Annotated in this window: 24 protein-coding genes; 14 read left to right on the top strand and 10 right to left on the bottom strand. The window is 45.9% G+C overall.

Annotated features, from left to right (window positions below; translation table 11 throughout):
* The 6 genes from J7623_RS29030 to J7623_RS29005 form a co-directional block, all read left to right on the top strand.
* A partial coding sequence (locus J7623_RS29030) for an Ig-like domain-containing protein (protein WP_291927925.1) occupies positions 1-2,508 on the top strand: 2,508 nt, incomplete at its 5' end.
* Positions 2,509-2,528: 20 nt separating this feature from the next.
* On the top strand, positions 2,529-3,461 hold the full coding sequence (locus J7623_RS29025; protein ID WP_291927922.1) for a PorP/SprF family type IX secretion system membrane protein: 933 nt from the start codon (positions 2,529-2,531) through the stop codon (positions 3,459-3,461).
* A gap of 111 nt (positions 3,462-3,572) precedes the next feature.
* Complete coding sequence (locus J7623_RS29020) at positions 3,573-3,872, top strand: DUF1905 domain-containing protein (RefSeq protein WP_291927920.1); 300 nt, start codon at positions 3,573-3,575, stop codon at positions 3,870-3,872.
* A 40-nt stretch (positions 3,873-3,912) separates the two neighbouring features.
* Positions 3,913-4,578: a hypothetical protein gene (locus tag J7623_RS29015; protein WP_291927917.1), complete on the top strand. Its 666-nt coding sequence runs from the start codon at positions 3,913-3,915 to the stop codon at positions 4,576-4,578.
* A gap of 32 nt (positions 4,579-4,610) precedes the next feature.
* Entirely contained in the window at positions 4,611-5,396 is a 786-nt protein-coding gene (locus tag J7623_RS29010; protein ID WP_291927913.1) for a helix-turn-helix domain-containing protein, read from the top strand.
* An 81-nt stretch (positions 5,397-5,477) separates the two neighbouring features.
* Positions 5,478-6,038: a dihydrofolate reductase family protein gene (locus tag J7623_RS29005; protein ID WP_291927910.1), complete on the top strand. Its 561-nt coding sequence runs from the start codon at positions 5,478-5,480 to the stop codon at positions 6,036-6,038.
* A gap of 102 nt (positions 6,039-6,140) precedes the next feature.
* On the opposite strand, the gene J7623_RS29000 is transcribed toward J7623_RS29005, so the two are convergent.
* Entirely contained in the window at positions 6,141-6,524 is a 384-nt protein-coding gene (locus J7623_RS29000) for a hypothetical protein (protein ID WP_291927907.1), read from the bottom strand.
* Positions 6,525-6,744: 220 nt separating this feature from the next.
* Between J7623_RS29000 and J7623_RS28995 the strand changes: the two genes are divergently transcribed.
* Positions 6,745-8,733 carry a sensor histidine kinase gene (locus J7623_RS28995; protein WP_291927904.1) on the top strand — a complete coding sequence of 663 codons (1,989 nt, stop codon included), beginning with the start codon at positions 6,745-6,747 and terminating at the stop codon, positions 8,731-8,733.
* Positions 8,723-9,358, top strand: coding sequence for a response regulator transcription factor (locus J7623_RS28990; protein ID WP_291927901.1), 636 nt, complete (start codon positions 8,723-8,725; stop codon positions 9,356-9,358). The genes J7623_RS28995 and J7623_RS28990 overlap by 11 nt, the downstream gene beginning before the upstream one ends.
* A gap of 5 nt (positions 9,359-9,363) precedes the next feature.
* Here the strand turns inward: J7623_RS28990 and J7623_RS28985 are convergent, their stop codons facing one another.
* From J7623_RS28985 to J7623_RS28970, 4 genes are all read right to left on the bottom strand, one after another.
* A complete protein-coding gene (locus J7623_RS28985; RefSeq protein WP_291927898.1) occupies positions 9,364-9,870 on the bottom strand; it encodes a hypothetical protein in 507 nt (168 codons plus the stop codon).
* Between the two features lie 82 nt (positions 9,871-9,952).
* A complete protein-coding gene (locus J7623_RS28980; RefSeq protein ID WP_291927895.1) occupies positions 9,953-10,333 on the bottom strand; it encodes a PH domain-containing protein in 381 nt (126 codons plus the stop codon).
* Positions 10,334-10,420: 87 nt separating this feature from the next.
* Positions 10,421-11,563 carry a hypothetical protein gene (locus tag J7623_RS28975; RefSeq protein ID WP_291927892.1) on the bottom strand — a complete coding sequence of 381 codons (1,143 nt, stop codon included), beginning with the start codon at positions 11,561-11,563 and terminating at the stop codon, positions 10,421-10,423.
* Positions 11,564-11,698: 135 nt separating this feature from the next.
* Positions 11,699-12,328, bottom strand: a complete 630-nt coding sequence (locus tag J7623_RS28970) for a hypothetical protein (protein ID WP_291927889.1) — start codon at positions 12,326-12,328, stop codon at positions 11,699-11,701.
* A gap of 139 nt (positions 12,329-12,467) precedes the next feature.
* On the opposite strand from J7623_RS28970, the gene xth reads away from it, so the two are divergent.
* Positions 12,468-13,253 carry an exodeoxyribonuclease III gene (xth, locus tag J7623_RS28965; protein WP_291927885.1) on the top strand — a complete coding sequence of 262 codons (786 nt, stop codon included), beginning with the start codon at positions 12,468-12,470 and terminating at the stop codon, positions 13,251-13,253.
* A 19-nt stretch (positions 13,254-13,272) separates the two neighbouring features.
* Here the strand turns inward: xth and J7623_RS28960 are convergent, their stop codons facing one another.
* Complete coding sequence (locus J7623_RS28960; protein ID WP_291927882.1) at positions 13,273-13,407, bottom strand: hypothetical protein; 135 nt, start codon at positions 13,405-13,407, stop codon at positions 13,273-13,275.
* A gap of 204 nt (positions 13,408-13,611) precedes the next feature.
* Between J7623_RS28960 and J7623_RS28955 the strand changes: the two genes are divergently transcribed.
* On the top strand, positions 13,612-14,391 hold the full coding sequence (locus tag J7623_RS28955; protein ID WP_291927878.1) for a hypothetical protein: 780 nt from the start codon (positions 13,612-13,614) through the stop codon (positions 14,389-14,391).
* A 22-nt stretch (positions 14,392-14,413) separates the two neighbouring features.
* Here the strand turns inward: J7623_RS28955 and J7623_RS28950 are convergent, their stop codons facing one another.
* The 3 genes from J7623_RS28950 to J7623_RS28940 form a co-directional block, all read right to left on the bottom strand.
* On the bottom strand, positions 14,414-14,734 hold the full coding sequence (locus J7623_RS28950) for a S24 family peptidase (RefSeq protein ID WP_291927876.1): 321 nt from the start codon (positions 14,732-14,734) through the stop codon (positions 14,414-14,416).
* Positions 14,735-14,811: 77 nt separating this feature from the next.
* The gene (locus tag J7623_RS28945; protein WP_291927874.1) at positions 14,812-15,579 is read right to left on the bottom strand and encodes a pseudouridylate synthase; all 768 of its coding nucleotides are present in this window, start codon (positions 15,577-15,579) and stop codon (positions 14,812-14,814) included.
* Positions 15,580-15,660: 81 nt separating this feature from the next.
* Positions 15,661-16,329 carry a hypothetical protein gene (locus J7623_RS28940; RefSeq protein WP_291927872.1) on the bottom strand — a complete coding sequence of 223 codons (669 nt, stop codon included), beginning with the start codon at positions 16,327-16,329 and terminating at the stop codon, positions 15,661-15,663.
* A gap of 239 nt (positions 16,330-16,568) precedes the next feature.
* Between J7623_RS28940 and J7623_RS28935 the strand changes: the two genes are divergently transcribed.
* The gene (locus J7623_RS28935; RefSeq protein ID WP_291927870.1) at positions 16,569-17,639 is read left to right on the top strand and encodes an acyltransferase; all 1,071 of its coding nucleotides are present in this window, start codon (positions 16,569-16,571) and stop codon (positions 17,637-17,639) included.
* Positions 17,640-17,827: 188 nt separating this feature from the next.
* Here the strand turns inward: J7623_RS28935 and J7623_RS28930 are convergent, their stop codons facing one another.
* Positions 17,828-18,217 carry an STAS/SEC14 domain-containing protein gene (locus J7623_RS28930; RefSeq protein ID WP_291927868.1) on the bottom strand — a complete coding sequence of 130 codons (390 nt, stop codon included), beginning with the start codon at positions 18,215-18,217 and terminating at the stop codon, positions 17,828-17,830.
* 278 nt (positions 18,218-18,495) lie between these two features.
* Here J7623_RS28930 and J7623_RS28925 point away from each other — a divergent pair, with 278 nt between their 5' ends.
* The 3 genes from J7623_RS28925 (at position 18,496) to J7623_RS28915 (ending at position 20,225) form a co-directional block, all read left to right on the top strand.
* Positions 18,496-19,338, top strand: coding sequence for a hypothetical protein (locus J7623_RS28925; protein ID WP_291927866.1), 843 nt, complete (start codon positions 18,496-18,498; stop codon positions 19,336-19,338).
* A 130-nt stretch (positions 19,339-19,468) separates the two neighbouring features.
* On the top strand, positions 19,469-19,921 hold the full coding sequence (locus J7623_RS28920; protein ID WP_291927863.1) for an SRPBCC domain-containing protein: 453 nt from the start codon (positions 19,469-19,471) through the stop codon (positions 19,919-19,921).
* Entirely contained in the window at positions 19,902-20,225 is a 324-nt protein-coding gene (locus J7623_RS28915; RefSeq protein ID WP_291927861.1) for a metalloregulator ArsR/SmtB family transcription factor, read from the top strand. Before J7623_RS28920 ends, J7623_RS28915 begins: the two co-directional genes overlap by 20 nt.
* The last annotated feature ends 3 nt before the right edge of the window (positions 20,226-20,228 follow it).

Genomic DNA, 20,228 nt, shown 5'->3' with positions numbered 1-20,228 from the left:
ATCACTTACACCGTGCTGGTAACACCAACCGCAGATGGCGCAGTAACCCTGCAAGTTCCTGCCGATGTAGCCGTGAACGTGGGTAACAATAACAACACGGCTTCTAATACATTAAACATCGTATACGCTGGCACAGCGCCGGTGATCACCGCTGTAGATGTACCAGCTAACGGCATTTATCACACCGGACAGGTGCTCAGCTTCACCGTACACTTCAGCGAAAATGTAATTGCTACAGGCACGCCGTCGTTAGATGTACTCATCGGTGCTAGCACTAAACAAGCTACACTTGTGAGCGGCAGCGGCACCAACGCATTCGTGTTCAGCTACACCGTGCAAAACGGCGATATGGATATGGATGGCATTACCCTCGGCACCACCCTCTCCGGCACCATCCGCAACACCGCCGGTAAAGACGCTGTACTGACACTTAACAACGTTGGCAACACCAGCGGCGTATTGGTGAACACAGCGCATCCGGGTGTAGTAATCAGTACTTCCGCCACTTCACCGGTGATAGCGCCATTTACTGCTACCATCACCTTCTCTGAAGCGGTGACCGGATTTGTCCTGAGTGATATTACAGTAACTAATGCAACACTCAGCAACTTCCAGACTACTGACAATATCACTTACACCGTGCTGGTAACACCAACCGCAGACGGCGCAGTAACCCTGCAAGTTCCTGCCGATGTAGCCGTGAACGTGGGTAACAATAACAACACGGCTTCTAATACATTAAACATCGTATACGCTGGCACAGCGCCGGTGATCACCGCTGTAGACGTACCAGCTAATGGCATTTATCACACCGGACAGGTGCTCAGCTTCACCGTACACTTCAGCGAAAATGTAATTGCTACAGGCACGCCGTCGTTAGATGTACTCATCGGTGCTAGCACTAAACAAGCTACACTTGTGAGCGGCAGCGGCACCAACGCATTCGTGTTCAGCTACACCGTGCAAAACGGCGATATGGATATGGATGGCATTACACTCGCCACCACCCTTTCCGGCACCATCCGCAACACCGCCGGTAAAGACGCTGTACTGACACTTAACAACGTTGGCAACACCAGCGGCGTATTGGTGAACACCGCGCATCCGGGTGTGGTAATTGCAACCAGCGCCCCTTCTCGGGTAAATACCCCGGTAACGATCACCATCACCTTCAGCGAAAAAGTGAATGGATTCACTACCACCGGTATCCTCGCCACCAATGCTACTGTCAGCAATCTGCAAACAACAGATCATATCAGTTATACTGCTGTGATCACCCCACTCACAGATGGTGTTGTTAATGTCAGCATACCAGCAGGAGCTGCCACCAATGCCGGTGGTAATGATAATACCACCTCTAACGCTATTCAGTTTACCTACGATGCAACGCCGCCGGTGATCACCGCCCAAACGTTGAATGTCGACTTCAACAGCCCGGCAGGCACCGTGGCAGGAACCCTCACCGCTACTGACGCAAGCGGCATCATCCAAAACTGGATGATTACCGCAGATGAAAGCGGCGGCGCCTTTGCCATAGATGCCCAAGGTAAGATTACCGTGAAAGATGCAGCGATACTCAGCAGTAAAGCCGGTACCACCGTACGTGTAACCGTTACAGTGAGTGACGGACTGAATACCAGCACACCAACGGTAATTAATATCAATATCTCCCAGGCCTTCGTCAACCAGGCGCCTACCCTGGATCCTGTTCCAGATGCAGGCAATTGCGCCGGTACCACTGAGCATACCATCCAATTAACTGGTATATCGGCAATAGAACCAGGACAAACCTACCATCTCACTGTGGCGGCAGATCAGGCCGACTTTGATGTGCTCAGTGTAGATGATAATACGGGCACCCTGCGCTATCAACTGAAGAGCAGTGTTACCAGTGGCAGCGTGAACGTTACCGTAACCATCAAAGACAACGGCGGCACCGCCAATGGCGGCATAGATACCAGGCAGCGCACCTTCCGCATTACCATTCATCCGCTGCCGGAAGTGAACATCAGCAGCAACAAAGGCAGTACGGTATCTAAAGGAGACATCATTCAGCTCACCGCCACTGGCGGCACCAGCTATAATTGGGCTACCGTAGATGGTATCATCAGCGGACAACAAAGCGCAGTATTGCAAGCCAGGATTATGACAAATACTACTTACCAGGTAACAGTAACCAATACCGCCGGATGCAGCAATACCAACAGCATCAATATCGCAGTGGTAGCCGACTTCAAAGTAGCATCCAACAATATCCTGACACCAAACGGCGATGGCAAAAACGATAAATGGATCATTCACAACATCGACAGCTACCCCAATAATGAAGTGAAAGTATACGACCGCACCGGCAGAATAGTATTCCAGCGCAGAAACTATAACAACGACTGGGATGGCACCATAAACGGACATCCGTTGGCAGAAGGCACTTACTACTTTATTTTGACCATCAGCGGCGATACGAAAACAGCGAAAGGATATATTACCATCATCCGGGACCAGCAATGACCCGATTAAATTATGACACTATGCGTTTTTCATCCGGCATACGCTTTTATAGCAAATACATAAGCCTGCTAGTGCTGGCAATGGCTGGCTTTCTGGCAGGCGGCGCGCAATCACTCAGTAACACGCCCGCCTTATTGGAGCCTTCTGCTACGCAATATTTCCAAAATCAATACCTGGCCAACCCGGCAATGGCAGGTATTGATAGCGGCCTTCATTTAAACGCCGCCTACCGCCGGCAAATGAATGGGATTGATGGCGCCCCCATCTCCAAATTCTTTACGGCAGATGGTTACATCGGCGCCCGTGTGGGCGGTGGCGTGCATATTTTTAATGATCAGGCCGGGTTAATGAACCGTACCCGTGTAGCGCTTTCCTACGCCTACCATCTCCCTTTAGGAGATCGCGGACAGACGCTCCATTTAGGTCTTTCCCTGGCCATGAACTTCCAGCGCATCGATTATAAAGCAGTAAATGGAGATGGCTCCGATCCTTCTATCGGTGCATTCAACCGCCGCGACAACTACTTCGAAGGAGAATTTGGTATGGCTTATACCAACACCCACTGGAATATCCAGGGATCTTTACCGAATATCCGGACCCTTTTCACCGGCGATAATAAGGCGGTAGATGGCGGTACTATTTATTTCACCGCCATCTCCTATAAATTCCTCCCGGAAGGCGCCATCAGCAGCATCATCCCCAAAGTATGCTACCGTGGCGTAAGAGGGTATGATAATATATTTGATTTTGGCCTTCATGCAGGCTTCCTTCACGAAGTAGCGAATGTAATGGCCCTCTATCATACCTCCGGTAGCTTTACCGGAGGTCTCGGCGTTAACATCCTGCAAACGGTAACGCTGCAGGCCATGTACACCACACAAACCAATGGTATGAAAACCTATGTAGATGGTGGTTATGAAATAGGACTTACCGTGAATTTATTCAGGCGGTAACAGCAGAAATTTGTCGCAATTGCCCCGCAAATATACGCACGTACCCCTCCTGCAATCCGCGTATAGGGAATACCTTTGGTATACATTACAGTCATCATTAAATCAATTGCTATGACACCTGCAACTGCGTCTCACAAAAACAAACCGTTAAACAAACAGTTTACGGCCACCCTGTTAAAAAGCCCTGCTAAAGGCGGCTGGACTTACGTCATCTGGCCGGAATCTGTTACTTTCTTTGGTACCAGGGGATTAGTAAAGGTTAGAGGCCTGGTAGATAACTTTCCATTCGAAAGTTCCTTCATGGCCCTGGGCGATGGCACCCATAAACTGCCCATTAAAGCGGATCTGCGGAAAGCCATCGGGAAGGACGCCGGTGATACCGTTATTATCCAGTTAAAAGAACGTATCTAACTGTATTTCTTTTGCAAGAAATTAATGTTAATTTGTTACTATGAACCCGTTCCCCGTAGTAGCAAAAATTTCCCTGCTCCTGGTAAGCGTATGCTGCCTGCTGAGTATCACTGCTTCGGGGCAAAAAAATCCAATGGTCTATCAACATATATTTCAGACCGATCCCTGGCTGAAATACTGGGCCGGCAAGTTGCCGCATTTTGACTTATCTGCATTTCAATATATCCGCACCAGCGATTTTGAAAACAGATTAGAAGACGACCACCTTTCCGATAATGATCGTGAATTCCAACAAACTTTTGGGAAGCTGATCAGTTACACACCTGATAAAAAAATGTACCTGGATTTTTACAGTGCAATGATGGTTTTTGATACGGTTCGTGCAAAAGGAAAGATAACTGTTACCCCTGTTTTTGATGTGGACCAATACCTGTTCATCGGTGACTACCGCCGTCATACGCTGAAACGCCTCATGGTCATGGAATTTTCAGACGGCCTGGAAGAAGCTGCCTGGCTATCTGATAGTACCTTTATTTTGGTGGGCACAAAACATGATGGCGATTACTGTTATCCGTTTATTTATATCGGGAATTTAAAAAGACAAAAATTTGATTATTATCTCCTGAAAAGTAAAAATCATATACCCAATCGTATTTATCGTTCCTTAAAGTGGAACAGGTTGAAAAACGTTAAATTTGAGGAATAGGCGCCACCGCATTTCACCCAGCTATTTTTGTCATGAGAACGCAATTGATTTTACCTCCTGCTCCTATTGCTGATTACATCAGTAGTATCGTCGTAATAGAAAATAATAATATTTTCCGGGAAACAATTTTGCCGCTCATTGCCAAAGGCTATCCCAGCATTGTTTTCCAACTGACAAATCCCTGCCTGACCGCCGGCACGAAAACAGATCACCTGGTATTATACGGACAGAATATAAAGCCTATTCCCTTGCATGTATCCGGGCATGTGACCGTGATTGCGTACTTTCTTTATCCGCACATGCTGAAATTTCTTTTTGAAGCCGATGCCAAAGAGCTGACAGATCTCAGTATAGACCTCAGCCTAACGCCTGTTGCGCGGGCGATGAGCCTGCAGGAACAATTACTCAACGCAAGGGACCTTCATACCCGTTTAAAATTACTGGATAACTATGTGCTAAAGCTGGCGGCCTCCCGGAAGGCTACATCTCCGGAAGCTATTGCCTATGCTACCCGAATTATACAAAACAACCATGGCATCATTTCCCTGCCGGCGCTGCAAAAGGAATTATATGTGACAGAGCGGACATTGCAGCGATTATTTGAATCCCATGTAGGGCTATCTCCCAAAACCTTTAGCCGGATTTGCCAGTTTCATTCCGCCTTGCAACACCTCGAACAAAATCAATTCACAGACATGATCAGCGTGGCTTACGCCAACGGCTATGCCGATCAGAGTCACCTGATCCGCGCTTTTAAAGAATTTACCAACTACTCCCCGCTGGAATACCTGAAAGCAGCCAATGATTTCCCGCGTTAACAGCCTCCCGGAAGATTGTCGGGTTTGTTCTATCATTTGGCTGGGCGCCGCCGTTACTTTGTATCATAAAATCAACAACATATGAGAAAGATAATCGTTTCTGCCTGGGTAACACTGGATGGCGTTTTTGACGCAGACACCATGGGCCAATGGTTCGCCCCTTATGATAGCGAAGACAGAAGAACGTATATCCGTGACGGTATCCTGGATTCCGGCGCCTTCCTGTTCGGACGCAAAACCTACGAAATGCTGGCCCCTTATTGGTCGTCGCTGAAGAACAATGAAATGGGTGTTGCAGATCAACTCAACAATTCGCCTAAATATGTAGTATCTGCTACCCTGCAACAGGCGGATTGGAATAATACCACCATCATCAGCGGCGATATCGCTACCTCCCTAACGCAGCTAAAACAAGCACCCGGCAAAGACATCCAGGTAGAAGGCAGCGCGGCGCTTATCCAATCCCTGTCTGGTTTACAGCTGATTGATGAATATCGTTTCCTGGTACATCCGGTAATTATGGGTAGTGGAAAACGTTTCTTTGGAGAGGGCTTCCAGGTACCAGGATTGGTGTTAACAAAGAGCCAAACGCTTGAGCACGGCGTAGTGGCACTGTATTATACTGCCCCGAAACCAGCATAAAAAAGGAGGAGACACCGGCGATCCGGTGTCTCCTTTTTAATGATCCATCTGACAAGCATGCAGCATGGTTGCTGTGCTTGGTTTTTGCATACGTAAATTATATTAAAAGAAATGTATCACGGAAGTATGCAGTATCTGGCCAGCGGCTGTACCTTCCTTCTTCACTTCTCCATCTACTACAATTTGTACCTTCATCGTAGCTGAAGCATTAGGGCCAACACCACCAATGCTGATGCCTACACTTCTGGCTCCGGCAGGTTGGGTCAGTTCCGGGCTTGTCCACGTAGCACCGCTGAGGTTAGTAGCAGTGGTTATTTCGTTGTCAAATCCGTAACCTACATCCGATAAATTCACACCACTGGAAGCGGTGACCTTCAATACTACTTTGTGGGTTTTTGCGGGTGCATTATCTTTGTCTTTCTTACAGGCTGTAAACAATGCGGCCACCAGTAAAGCGGGGATTAAAATTTTTGTCAGTAATTTCATGATTCAATATTAATAGTATGCCTACTCTTTAATACTACAGTTTTCGGCTTCCCTGTTTATTGACATTTCCGGTTTTGGCTAACAATCAACAGTACATGCACAAAATTAAAATGCTGTATTACAGCCAACAATACCCGGTTACAAGGTTTTCCACCTACCTGTTTCCAGGTATTTTTCACTGCAGATAGGTGGTATCCGCAATAGTTATTATTTTGCTTACATGAGAAAACTGCTTTTCTTCTTATTCTTACTGACAGCAAATCCCTGGTGCCTGGCACAGGTACATTTAAGTGGCCCATCACCAGCAGACAGCCTCGAGAAAATATTAATACAACCCGGACCCGATAGTCTCCGTGCCAGGGCCAGCTTTGCGCTGAGCGACTACTGGACAGCGAAGGATACCCTCAAGGCCATGAAATTCCTCCGGGAAGGCGCGCCATATATCAAAAAACATCCTTACCTGCAGGCACTGTACTACTTTTATGAAGGCCGCCTCCTCAATAAAAGCAACCCGGACAAAAGCCAGCAAAATTATATGCTGACAGATTCCTTACTCCAACACATTAAAACACAGGAATCCTACTTTTTCAGGGCACAAGCCTGGTACGAATACGGACGCATACAGCAACGGAAAGATGATTACAAGGCTTTCGCCGATATTATTCTCAATAGATCTATTCCCCTTGCAGAGCAATCCGGTAACCAGGTACTGGTTGGTAAAAACTACCTGGCACTCGCTATTGTATTTAAAAATGCCAGCCAGTTCGACAAAGCAGAAACCTATTGTTTAAAAACGATCGACATCCTGAAACCCCTTACACCACCAGCTAAGGAACTCATAGATGCCTATCATACCATTGCAGAAAACTATTCCCTGTCCGGGCAGAATGTAAAGGCCAAAGCCGCACTGGATAGCATGTATCCCCTGCTAAAGGCTTATCCCGATTCAGAATATTACCTCGATTACTACGCCGCCGAAGGCATGTACTTTACCATCGAAGGAAAGTTTAACGACGCACTGGCCAGCCTGGATAAAGGCGTGGCACTCGCGCAAAAGCTCGGGTTAAAATATGAGGAACAACGACTGCTGCTACAAAAATTTTATGCCTATTACAACGCCAAAAATTTTGTATCCGCGAAAGATGTACTCACCTACCTGATGAAACAGGAACAGATGATGAGTCTGTCCAGCAATCGTTTACAGCTGTATTATGGTATGGCCGTGACTTACGAAGGCCTGAAGCAATGGGCTCCCGCCTTTGAATGGATGAAACGCTACAGTGAGTTCAGTGATAGCGTAGCGCAAAGTCAGCTAAAAAATGATGTACACGCCCTGGAAATAAAGTTCAGGGATGCTGAAAAAGAAAAAGAAATCACCGCCCTGAAAGCCCAGCGTATGGAGCAATCCCTTGCCGCAAGCAACGGCCGGCTTGTCAACTGGCTACTGGGATGCGCCAGCCTGTTCCTGCTCATTATCCTGGTATTTGCGTTGATCCTTTACCGTAGCAAGAAAAAGCTGATGATACAAAAAGAATTGAGCTATCAGCAACACCTGCACGAAATTGAGCAGCAACAACAATTACAATTCAGCCAGGCCGTATTACAGGGAGAAGAGCAGGAACGCCGCCGCCTGGCGCGCGATTTGCACGATGGCCTCGGCGGGATGCTGGCAGGTGCCAAAATAAATTTGTCGGCCCAGATTGAAGATACCTTCTCTCCCAATCAACGCCAGGAACTCACAAAAATCACCGCGCAACTGGATCATTCCGTCACAGAACTCAGACGCATTGCCCATAACATGATGCCTGTAAACCTGTTGAAATTCGGGTTAACCACCGCGCTGAAAGATCTTTGTGAATCACTGATGACCGACAGCACACAAATCGATTTCCAGGCCCTGGGTATACAAGATAGCCTGAAGGAGGAAGTGCAGCTACATATTTACCGCATTGTACAGGAGCTCTTATCCAATGCTATCCGCCATGCTGCGGCTTCACATATTATATTGCAATGCAGCCAGGATGAAGATCTCTTTTTTATTACCCAGGAAGACAATGGAAAAGGATTTGATCCAACAGTAAATGGCCCTGCGTCCGGCATCGGTCTTAGTAATATCAAAAACAGGGTGGGTTTTCTAAAAGGAAAAATTGACATAGATTCGGCGCCAGATCAGGGTACCACCATAAATATTGAATTGCATGTTAACTAAAAATACCACACTGGCTATCGTAGACGATCATCCGATTGTACTGGAAGGATTGCAACGCCTGCTGGCCAATGTATCCAATATTACCATCAGCGGTTGCTTTACTACAGGAGCTGACTGTATGGCCTTCCTGGAGCAGCACCCGGTTGATATCATTTTACTGGATATCACGCTACCCGATGTAAATGGGATAGAATTATGTAAGGTAATTAAGGAGATGTCACCCGGCACACATGTGCTGGCGCTGAGTAATCATTCCGAACGCAGCATGATCTTACAAATGATTCAAAATGGAGCTACCGGCTATCTGCTGAAAAATATTTCTGCAGAAGAATTAATTGCCTGCATCAGGGAAGCCCTCAGTGGGCTGATTACCTTCAGCAAAGCCGCCAGGGAAATAATGGCACGTCCTTCTTTAGGAGAGCTGAAAGACACCCCGCAATTAACTAAAAGGGAAAAGGAGATTTTGCATTTAATCGCAGAAGGGAAAACCACGCCGGATATGGCGGCCCAGCTCAACCTGAGTCCACTCACCATAGAAACGCATCGCAAAAACCTGATACAGAAATTCCAGGTAAGAAATGTGGCAGCATTGATTAAAACCGCCACACAACAGGGGTTGGTATAAGCGATTTATTTAACGTAAATGTCAGATAATTCGTTGGTCGCATAGCCTTTCTGTTCCCAGCTTCCTTTTATCTTTAGGAGCATAATGATGTAAGGAATGTCTATTAATAACCAAAAAGCTGTTATCACAACAACACTCAGATTTGAAACACCGCTGGCATAGAGTGTGTACATTGAAAATGCCTGGAAGGAAATAAAAACAAAATCAACCACCAATGCAACCAGGATGGCCCATCGTTTTTCCAGCCAGATAAAAAGATTAGCTGCGATCCGCATTATCGGAAAAAGGATTGCCAATACAAGATTTATTATATACCATAGGTCACTCATAAGTTCCGGCGTAAAAGCCCTGAACCTCCAACGGGCATATAGCGTAGCAGCCAACATTAACACTGGCAATACCATAAATACCCACACATAAACCTTCAATGCCTTCGGCATCAGCTTGCGGCGGCGTACCCTGGTTTCCTGTATAAAAACCTGGTCAAAAATAGAGGTAGGTACTTCTGGCATAACTATATAGGTAGATAGTAATCGTATAGGGTATTACGCGCAGCGGAATAACAGGCTGCCCGTGCAAAGCGGCTTTCAGCTATTAATTCAACACATAAAATGCGAGTACCTTCTGTACTTCATACACATTCACTGACTTCGTGAACTGCTTTACAATACTGGGCGCAGCCTCACTGGAAATCCAGATCTTCAGTTCTGCATCCAGGTCAAAAGTCCCTGTTGACTCCACACTAAACCTTGAAATGCTTTTATAGGAAATGCTGCGATATTCCGTTTTACTACCGGTAATTCCCTGTTTATCAATGAGAATTAAACGCTTATTGGTAAAAATAAAGGTATCTCTGATCAGCTTAAATCCGAGTTCAATTTTTTCTGTCTCGATCAACAGCTTTCCATAATCTTTCATTAACTGCTCCTGGCTTACTTCGCCAGCATTGCCCAACAGGCCTGAAAAAAATCCCATATTGAAAAATTGCGTTTAAATGCAACACGCGCAAAGCTATGAAATATGTTCATTTTTCATATAATGACCTGGGAAATTATCTGCCAGCTATTCAAGTATCAGCCTCACTTCATTATTCCTGCGCATATCCGTGCTCAGATTGAATGTTTGAGACTTACGTCCATAGCGGATTCGCAGGGCGGCCGTATTAGGAGGAATTGATCCCAGGTTATCCGCCGTGAACAATAAAATATTCTCGCCGCGCTGTAGCTGAATACGGATTTCCTGCGGTGCCGTTTTTACGGGGAAGCCCGTTACCACCCATTTTCCGTTCAGCGACAGGGAGATGCTGTCGCCATCCTGCACCTTCGTATCCCTCAACTCCAAAATGATGTCCGCTGTATGTACCGGTATAGTGGCTACCGGCACGTTCTCCCGCTGTATAACGGGGTTGTTGGTAGTAGCAGGGCGACGGGCAGGATGATAGATATTCGCTACCAGGAAGGTAGCGTAGGCGTTAGGGCGACTGCTAAAATTGAAGCCATAGGGTCGCTGATCAATTGTAGCCTCCAGCAGTCCTGTGTTAGGCGGCAGATGACCATAATTGTCGGCGAAAAAGATAAAGCAGTTTTTCCCCGTGTCCAGCGGTATAGTTAGTTGACGATTATGATCATTGATTTGTTCCCGGCTAAAAAGGGTACGGCTATTATGCAACAGGGTAACGGTATCTTTATCATACTGCTCCTGGTCTACCACCTTTAGTACCAGCGTACTATCATACGAAATAATGCTATCATAAATGCCGAAGTATACCTGGCTGCGTTCCGGGTGCAGTATCCGTTGCACGCTGGAATCGGCCAGGGGTTTATTGCCGGCTTTAGTAAGCCTGGCAGCGCCCCGGTACAGGAAATCACGCAGCGAAACTTTGGATTGCTGGTAAATTTCATCGTCTTCATCCAGCCCCCACATCCAGATATCAAATTTATCGATCCACATGCGGTTCAATACCAGCGCACCGTCTTTATAGTCCAGTGTACCATTCAGGTACCACATCCAGGGGCCCAGCTTATAAGGCGTTTGCTGCAATGGATATTTATTACGCCCGATGCCAAGCTGTTGTGCATTCTTTTTTGCAAGCAGCAATTCATACCGGCCGGTAAATTCTCCGTATTGCAATTTGATGGTGGCGGGATACAACAAGCCCGCTTCCGGTTCGCCGATATGCAGCTCCATAGTAATAGGCTGCGACATGCCCGGCGGTTTAACAGCCGTACGCCAAATGCCCGTCCATTGATCCGTTTGAGCAATTGCGGGCTGAATAATAATAAGTAAACAGGCTAACAATACAAAACAGTGGTGTTTCACGAAAGATATTTTTTGATATGCTTATTTGACCTTCTTCCCTACTCTCTCTTCCATACCGGCAACGAGATGAATACATTCCTCCAAACGGGTAAAACATACGCTGCCATCTAAGGCCAGGTCTTTTTTGGTGACGTCCACACCGGCCAGGAAAGCTTCCAGGTGCGACAAATACCGGCCCTGCTCTTCATACAGCACTTTATATATCTGTTCGTTCAGCTTATCGCCTTCCTGTTGTACGGGTTCGCTCACCAGGTCGTTTACCCCACGCATGCCTTCCATCACCTTACTCATTTTTTCTTTCAGCAGATCCAGGTTATCGGGATCCTTTTTTCCCGGCGCGATGTTGTGTCGAAACAGGCTATCAGCCAATACTTTCCGGGTTTTCTTGTATACGGTCAGGTCTTCTTTCAGGGCTTCCAGTCCTTGTTTGAGCTGTTCCAGCTTTTCGCTGGAAAAAGATTGTTTGTCTACGTCGTTGCTCACATGTTTGATCCAGGTCAGCAGATCAAAGGTCACATCTGTTACCATGGTATTGGCAGTTTGCGCGAATACAGCTGAAGAAAAGATCAGCAAAAAAACGAACAGGGAACAACCTGCAACTTTCCTGGAAATCATTTTTTTATTCTTTGAAGTGTCTGTAAGAAAATACATTATCTGCCGGAATTATTGAAAATACATAATTTATCAGAGAGCAGAAAATATCCCCGCTGTTTCATCAACAACTAAATACTTCCTATATTTAACCTGCCCGAAGCATCTCCTTACATCAGATTGCTAAACCCTTATTGTCATGAAAATAGCCACGTATAATGTTAATGGCGTAAACGGCCGTCTCCCTGTATTACTTCGCTGGCTGGAAGAAACGGCGCCCGATGTAGCTTGTTTGCAGGAACTGAAAGCCCCGCAGGAAAAATTTCCGGAGCAGGCGATCCGCGATGCCGGCTACCACGCTATCTGGCATGGGCAGAAAAGCTGGAATGGAGTAGCTATTCTGTCGCGCACCGCCGACATAAAAGAACTCCGCCGTGTATTACCAGGCGACCCGGAAGATAGCCACAGCCGCTATATTGAGGCCGAGATCAACGGCCTTATCATTGGCTGTTTGTATTTACCAAATGGGAATCCTGCGCCGGGTCCAAAATTCGACTACAAGCTAAGCTGGTTCAAACGGCTCACCCAACATGCGCTCACCCTGATGGAACAAAACGTGCCCGTGATCTTAACAGGCGATTTCAACGTGATGCCCACAGACCTGGATGTATATAAGCCTGAACGCTGGGTGAATGACGCCCTGTTCCGCCCCGAAACCAGGGAAGCCTTTCATCAGCTGGTAGCGCAAGGCTGGACAGACGCCATCCGGCACCTGTACCCCACCGAAAAAATTTATACCTTCTGGGACTATTTCCGCGATGCCTATGGCCGGAATGCCGGTTTACGCATAGATCATTTTTTGCTGAGTCCGGCGGTGGCGCCGTTGCTCGTAGCTGCGGGAGTAGACAGAGACGTACGTGGCTGGGAAAAAAGCAGTGATCACGGACCCGTTTGGATTGAAATAAAAAATCCTGCTGCACGCTAAGCGCGCAGCAGGATCACAACTATCTGTAATAACCGTGATAATAATGGTGGTGATGGTAAGGGCGGTAATACCCGGTCCTGTCGCGGACTACAAGGCAACTACTTAATCCGGCTATCAATACTACGGAAACAATGAAATATTTAAACGCTCTCATGATTGTCAGGTTTGAAGATACGTGATGAATAATGTAAGGTTAAACATCTGCAGACTGTTTAATTTTTTCGTTGTTATAGTAAATGATAAAACTGTGCCAGACTGAGGCTGCTTCTGTTATCTAATGTTAACGCTTTTTCTCCTCCAACATCGCCACTACGCGGTGTATTTGCAGTTTCATTGATTATTTTCTTATCATTGCAACATGACCTTTTCAGACGCATTGATGACAGCGGCCCGCCGCTATTGTATGGAGCATATTACTTACTGGACGAACCGGTATCAACAGGAACGCACGGGTGAAGATTTTCCGGAGTATACGTATACCGATAATGACTACAACTTATTCCCCCGCTATAATATACTGCAGGCCATACTCGGCGAAATAGAATTGCTGACCGGTCAAAATGATGTGTCACGTGATACCTTAGCAGAAATTGGAAGGACTGCACAACTTCCATTTTCAGCAGAAATAGAACACCCTGTAGAAGCAGCTGCCATCGCGGAAGAGCGGGCTAAATTCATTGATTTCATACACCACATCACCACTGAAGCGCTGGCACAAACGCCACCGCTTCCCTACCGTCGCCGGCTAAACGAAGAAGACAAACAGGCAGTAGATCAGCAATTACTGGAACGCTGGAATTATGATGGTAACTACTGGGATCCGGTTGATCCCAAGTGTCCTACAGGCGTTATCTATCTCCATACCACCCACCTTACTGCCAATGACTATGCGGCACTCACCCATTTTATCAGTGCTTACGCCGCGCCTTATGTATTGGAGATAACAGAAGAAGGTATCATCACAGCTATTCCCTCCGGCGATTTCCGGCCGGAAAAAGAAGAATGTGCTTATTGTGATGAGGATTATAACTGGGTAATTTACTGCTCCCATGAATCAACGATTACTTTTGCGGGAGAACAGCTACAGGCTTTTATCAGGGAATTATTTGCGGGGCGGGAAAACTTATTGCTGGAATAAAAAGAGGGAAATTCTTCCCGGATCATTTTGAATAAATGACGCGGTTTTCGAATTCCCCGGTGACTACCTTTCCATAGATGACTTTCGTCCAGCCATTTTCATAGCCGTGATTATTCGCAATCAGGTAGCCTTTGTGCTGATCTTTTTTAGTGATCTTATGTGCATCAATATAGCGGCCTTTGACTTTGCAGAATACGATATCGCCAATGGCATATTCGCTTGCTTTGATAAAAGTCAGCAGGGTGCCGCTTTTCAGGATGGGCAACATAGAGGTGCCGAAGGCTTTCATTTTTCCGGTACCGATGGCTTCGAGTTCATTTTTTAATCTTTCGTACTTGTTCATTTTGATTTAATTTTTTGGGGATGCATTAAATAAGGGTGATTCCTGTTGTTTTAAAGGGTTAAAAAATAAGCGTACAGCTAATTACTCAGCATGTGCGCCAGTATAGGTCCGCATTTTTCGCGGCAGGGGGCATAAAAATGTCCGTGTTGCCAGTAGGCGGATTTCGGCGATAGTCCCCACCAGAATTCAGCCAGTGCCAGGGGTTCCATTTCATGCTGAAATGCATATTGGAGCAGCTTGGGTGCAGCGCATTCTCCTGCGCCTGCAGGCGGCCTCTTATGGCCGGTAGCGGCAAAAATATCCACCAGGCTTTTTGACTTTCCCGATTTATTCAAAAAATGGTACTGGTCAAAAATTTTATTTTGCAGAGAGATAGAATGATGTTTACGTAAATTTTTCAGGAGATGGATTTCCGCGGCGTTGCCTTGGGGGTCAAACAATTCCAGGGCGGTAATTTCCTCGCTCATTTGCGTTAGTTGGGTCATTCCCGTATTCACGAAACCTCCTTCTGCCAGCGTGTCAAATATGGGCGGTACAAAGCCTGCATGGTGATTAGCACCTGCCAGTTTACCTGAAAATGCCGCCAGGTATCCCAGCTCATCTTCTTTTGTACGAACGGCCAATACACCGAACATCTTTCCTATAATCACCCCTTCTGCATCAGATGACAACCCGAAATTATGCGTCCATTCCTCCTGATACTGCAGATGTGACTGTAGTTTGTCTGCCGCCAGCTGGCATAGCGGGTGCAGGGCATTGTCTATTGAAAAGGTAAGGCCTTCGGCCAGTGCATGAATAGTTGTTGATTCGTCATACGTGCAAAACGCGGATGGTTCCTTTACCACGCTGTGCATTACTATTTTCTCTTAAAATAATGCGCAAATTTAACAAAATTTTCAGAAAATCACTGGCCAGTTCCTTTTTCTTTATAAAGTGAAGCGTATGCCGGCAGAAAGATTCAGGTGAGTCAGGTTCTCTTTTTCATCATCTTTCAGATCAACACTGCTGGTGCCGTTAGACTGTTCTATTTTGATGCTGCTCAACGTTCCTGTGATCAATGATGCCTGGGCGCCTGCAGAGAGATAACGTGTAATGCGGAAATCATAGCCCAAATCCAGGCTAGTGCCAGCCGTACCACCTTTTAAAATCATTTTGTTGATGGCTACTGCTGAGTTATTACGGAATCCCAGATACCCCAGGCCTACATTAGCATAAAAGGCATTGGTTTTGGCTTTGTTATACAAACGGGTACCGAAAATGGCGCCGATAAAGTTGATACTGATATTATCCGAGGTGCTTACGTTACCGCCTGGAATAGGAAATACCCCGCTATTGGAGGCATGAAAACGGCTATACTTCAGCCCTACTCCCATTTTCTCTTGAAAATAATAGGTGGCATCTGCGCCAATGTTAAAGCCAGACTTCAATTTCTTTAGATAATCCCTGGCTTCTCCATTAAACTGCGAACCAATCTTACCAAGCCGGTAACTATAGCCGCCATTCACCGAAATACGAAAGGCAGGGAAGTCCTTTGTTTGCGCTGATACACCCTGCATCAGGGCAGCGCTACATACTACTAATAATAACTTTTTCATACAGTATAGATTAAATAGTAACTAGGTGGTGGCCATGAAAATACGGTATAAATCGTATGCCTGAAGACTTCCCATACTTAATGAACTGATTACCAGAACCACATAACAATCTTTAAGTTGTCAAGCCGCCATCATTGGACCTCAAAACACCTTTCCTGTTAAAAAATAAAATGTTCAATGTATCTTACCCGCTTTTTCAGGCAACCCCGTTGTGGACGCATTAAACTAAACAGTGATCAATGATGGCGAACGAATCTTTATTAAAAACGAAACAACACTTTGAAATTTCAGATGGGTTAAGGGGAATTGCTGCCATCTCTGTAGTCGTATTTCACTTCATGGAAATCATCATTACCGATTATAGCAAAAACTTTATCGGACACGGCTTCCTGGCAGTAGATTTCTTTTTCTGCTTATCCGGGTTTGTGATTGGCTATGCGTACGATAACCGAATAGGTAAAATGGGCATACGTGAATTCTTTATATCCCGTATGATCCGTTTGCATCCGCTGGTCATAGCAGGTAGTGTGTTAGGCTTACTGGGCTTCCTGATCAATCCGTTCGGATTGCCGCCAGCTATTTATTCTGTTGGTGAAATAAGCCTGTTTTTTATCTGCTCCCTGTTGCTGATCCCCTACCCGTTTATGCCTGACCGTTACTTTAACCTGTTTGGATTGAATGCACCGGCCTGGTCTTTATTCTGGGAGTATGTGGCGAATATTTTCTATGCCCTGGTACTTTGCCGGCTACCCCGCCGCTACCTGGTAATATTGACTATCATAGCCGCAGCGGCCATTTCGTATGTAGCTTTTCATACCGGTAACCTGATGGGTGGATGGAGTAAAGATACTTTCTGGCAAGGTTGCGCACGTATCTCTTATTCTTTCCTCGCCGGATTAATTGTGTTCCGTTTTAACTTAATTATCAAAAACAGGTTAGGTTTTATTGGTCTTACCGTACTGCTGCTGGCAGCATTTCTTCAACCCTACTTTACATGGAACTGGCTGGCGGAACTGCTCACAGTACTGGTGTACTTCCCATTGCTCATCGCGCTGGGTGCAGGTGCGCAATTAGCTCCTTCATTGAAAAAGCTTTGTGTTTTTTCAGGGAAAATATCTTACCCGCTATATATGAGCCACTATGCTGCTATGTGGATATTTGCCAACTGGTTCAATGCATATCATCCCAATGCTACACAACTGTCGCTGGTTATTGTCCTGGGAACACTGCTCCTGGTTGGCTTTGGCTGGCTGGTGATGGTGGTATATGATACACCGGTGAGAAGATATTTAACGGCGGGAAGGAAATGATATTAAGGAGCAGAAAGCGTAAAGCAGAAAGCAAAAAGCAAAAAGCAAAAAGCTATTGTAGCGATTGACCATAGCGGATCTTTATACGCACTAGTCACTCGCTACAATAGCTTTTTGCTTTTTGCTTTCTGCATTAGGCTTTCCCAATCACTTCTTTGCGGTGCTTTAATCCCCGGTAATGTAATGCATTAAACATACTGCATCAGCCATTCCCGGGCGACGGCATCATCCGTAAATGATTTCATGGGAATAGGTGGCGTTTTCATAGCGAATACCAACTTCATAATTAAAGCAGATAATCCCGGCTTGGACACCATGGCCATAGCCGTATATACTTCCGGCACCTGTTCACCGGAAAATTGCCGCGTGGCTTTGTCTGGCACCGGGGATTTAGCCAGGTAAATCAATAGCGGCACTTTACGGTTGCCCGTGATCTGTTTCACCAGGGCAATATTGCCGGTAATATTTTCCACTGTTCTTTTAATATTTTTAGAATAAGAATAGAGGATACCAACAGGATCATAATAGTAATCTGCTATTTCACCTTTGATCAGTGGGAGGTGCTCCGGAGGATTCATGTCATGCTATTTTTGTAATGGCTATGCCACCATGATTTTTACTGCGATAAATGTAACGTATAAAAATGGGAACTCCATTGCTACCGCTATTCTGGCCGATAAAGAAAATGTACGCCGGGAATAATCAGATGAGTTGACCTTCCTCTCAACAAAATAATTTCTCTCTATCTTTACTTTGTATATTTTCGCTTTACTGCTAACTTTGCAGGCATATAAACCTATACTGCGACTAATACCAGTATGCCAAACATTTATTTATACCCCAAAAAACTAAAACAATGAGGAAACTCATATTGGGCTTTGCTGCCCTGACCATGCTTATAAGCAGCTGCAAAAAAAAGGACAAAAAAGAAACTGTTACGCCTGCCAATGATTGGTATATTACCACGTCAATAGCTACGCAGGTAAGAGATGGTATAGTGACAAAGAACCAGGACAGCGTTTTGTACACATATAACGCTGATAAAACCCTGCATACGGCCGAAGAGTTTTCTGTCGACAACGGACTAACCTATTATGATTTGCTGACGTTCGTTTATGATAACGGAAAGCTGGTAAAACTGAACCGGCAAAACGGCAGAGTAGAATCGCCTGCCACCATCCTGGAATTCCGGTATGCCGGCAATTTGCTCACCCGTTCCTATGCACCCGGACAAGCTACCACCAACTACGACTCCCTGGTGTATGAGAATAATAAAGTGGTGGCCTTGGTAAAAGTCAGATCAGGGAAAATCGACAAAATACTGGAGTATACCTGGGACGGGAATAGCGTGGCCACTGAGAAGCAATTCAATTGGGATGTGGCTAACCATCTAAAAGTACTTTCACTGAGCCACCAGTATGGCTATAATGATGTGGCGAATGCACGCAAAACACTGGCATTTCCTTATTATTTGCTGGGCGACCAGGGCGGCAGCGCGCACCTGCTTTCTGCACGTGAAATAACCAACCGGTCTACCATCAATACCCTTGGTGCGGAAACAGATTTCATTTCGTATACCCGTGACCGGGATAATCAACAACTGACCGTTGCAGATACCAGCTGGTACAAGGCTACAGCGGGAGGCACCAAAACAGCCGGGTACATTACACGGTATAAGTATACCGACCTCAGTAAATAATCGCATTCCCTATAAAGATGAGGCCATCCTGTTACGCGGGATGGCCTCCTGCTTTATTCCCTTTTCCTGAAAAAAATTTGGGTAACTCAAAAGTTACATATATCTTTAGGTAACTTAAAAGTTACATATCATGGCAAACACAATTAAACATCAATTCTTTTTTCCGCACCCTGCACAGATGGTATGGGACTACCTGACCAAACCGGAACTAATGGAACAATGGTTGATGAAAAACGATTTCCAGCCTGTTGTGGGCCTCGACTTTCAATTCAGAACAGGGCCTATACCCAGCCTGGACTTCGACGGCATTTTCTACTGCAAAGTATTGGAGATCGTTCCCCTGAAAAGGCTGACATATTCCTGGAAATGTGGTCCCGGCGAAGGCAAAATTGCTATTGATTCGGTAGTGAGGTGGCGACTGGAGCCCAAAGACAAAGGCACTGAATTATTTTTAGAACATAGCGGTTTCTCTGAAACTGAAAACCTCAGCATGTTTGCTGCATTGAAAGATGGCTGGTTGAAGAATCTGCATAAAATTGCCGACCGCATAAACACCCTCCAACATGGCCACACCAACGCTTGATGCCTTCCAGGTAATCAGTGATCCCAGCAGGAGAAAAATGCTGATGCTGCTGTCGGAAGATAGTTTAACGATCAATAGCCTGGCCGACAACTTTGATATGAGTCGCCCTGCAGTTTCGAAACATATCAAAATATTGCATACCGCAGGATTTATCTCCATCCGGGATATCGGGCGGGAACGCTACTGTACATTGAAGCCCGATGGGTTCCGTGAATTACAGAACTGGCTCTCTTACTTCGATAATTTCTGGGCATCCAAACTGAAAAAACTGGAAACCTTACTGAATAACAAATTACCTAATTAAAAA

The organism is Chitinophaga sp. (assembly GCF_017745275.1).
Classification (GTDB): domain Bacteria; phylum Bacteroidota; class Bacteroidia; order Chitinophagales; family Chitinophagaceae; genus Chitinophaga.
Note: the sequence above shows the minus strand (reverse complement) of the source record. Positions and strands in the feature narration are given on the sequence as shown.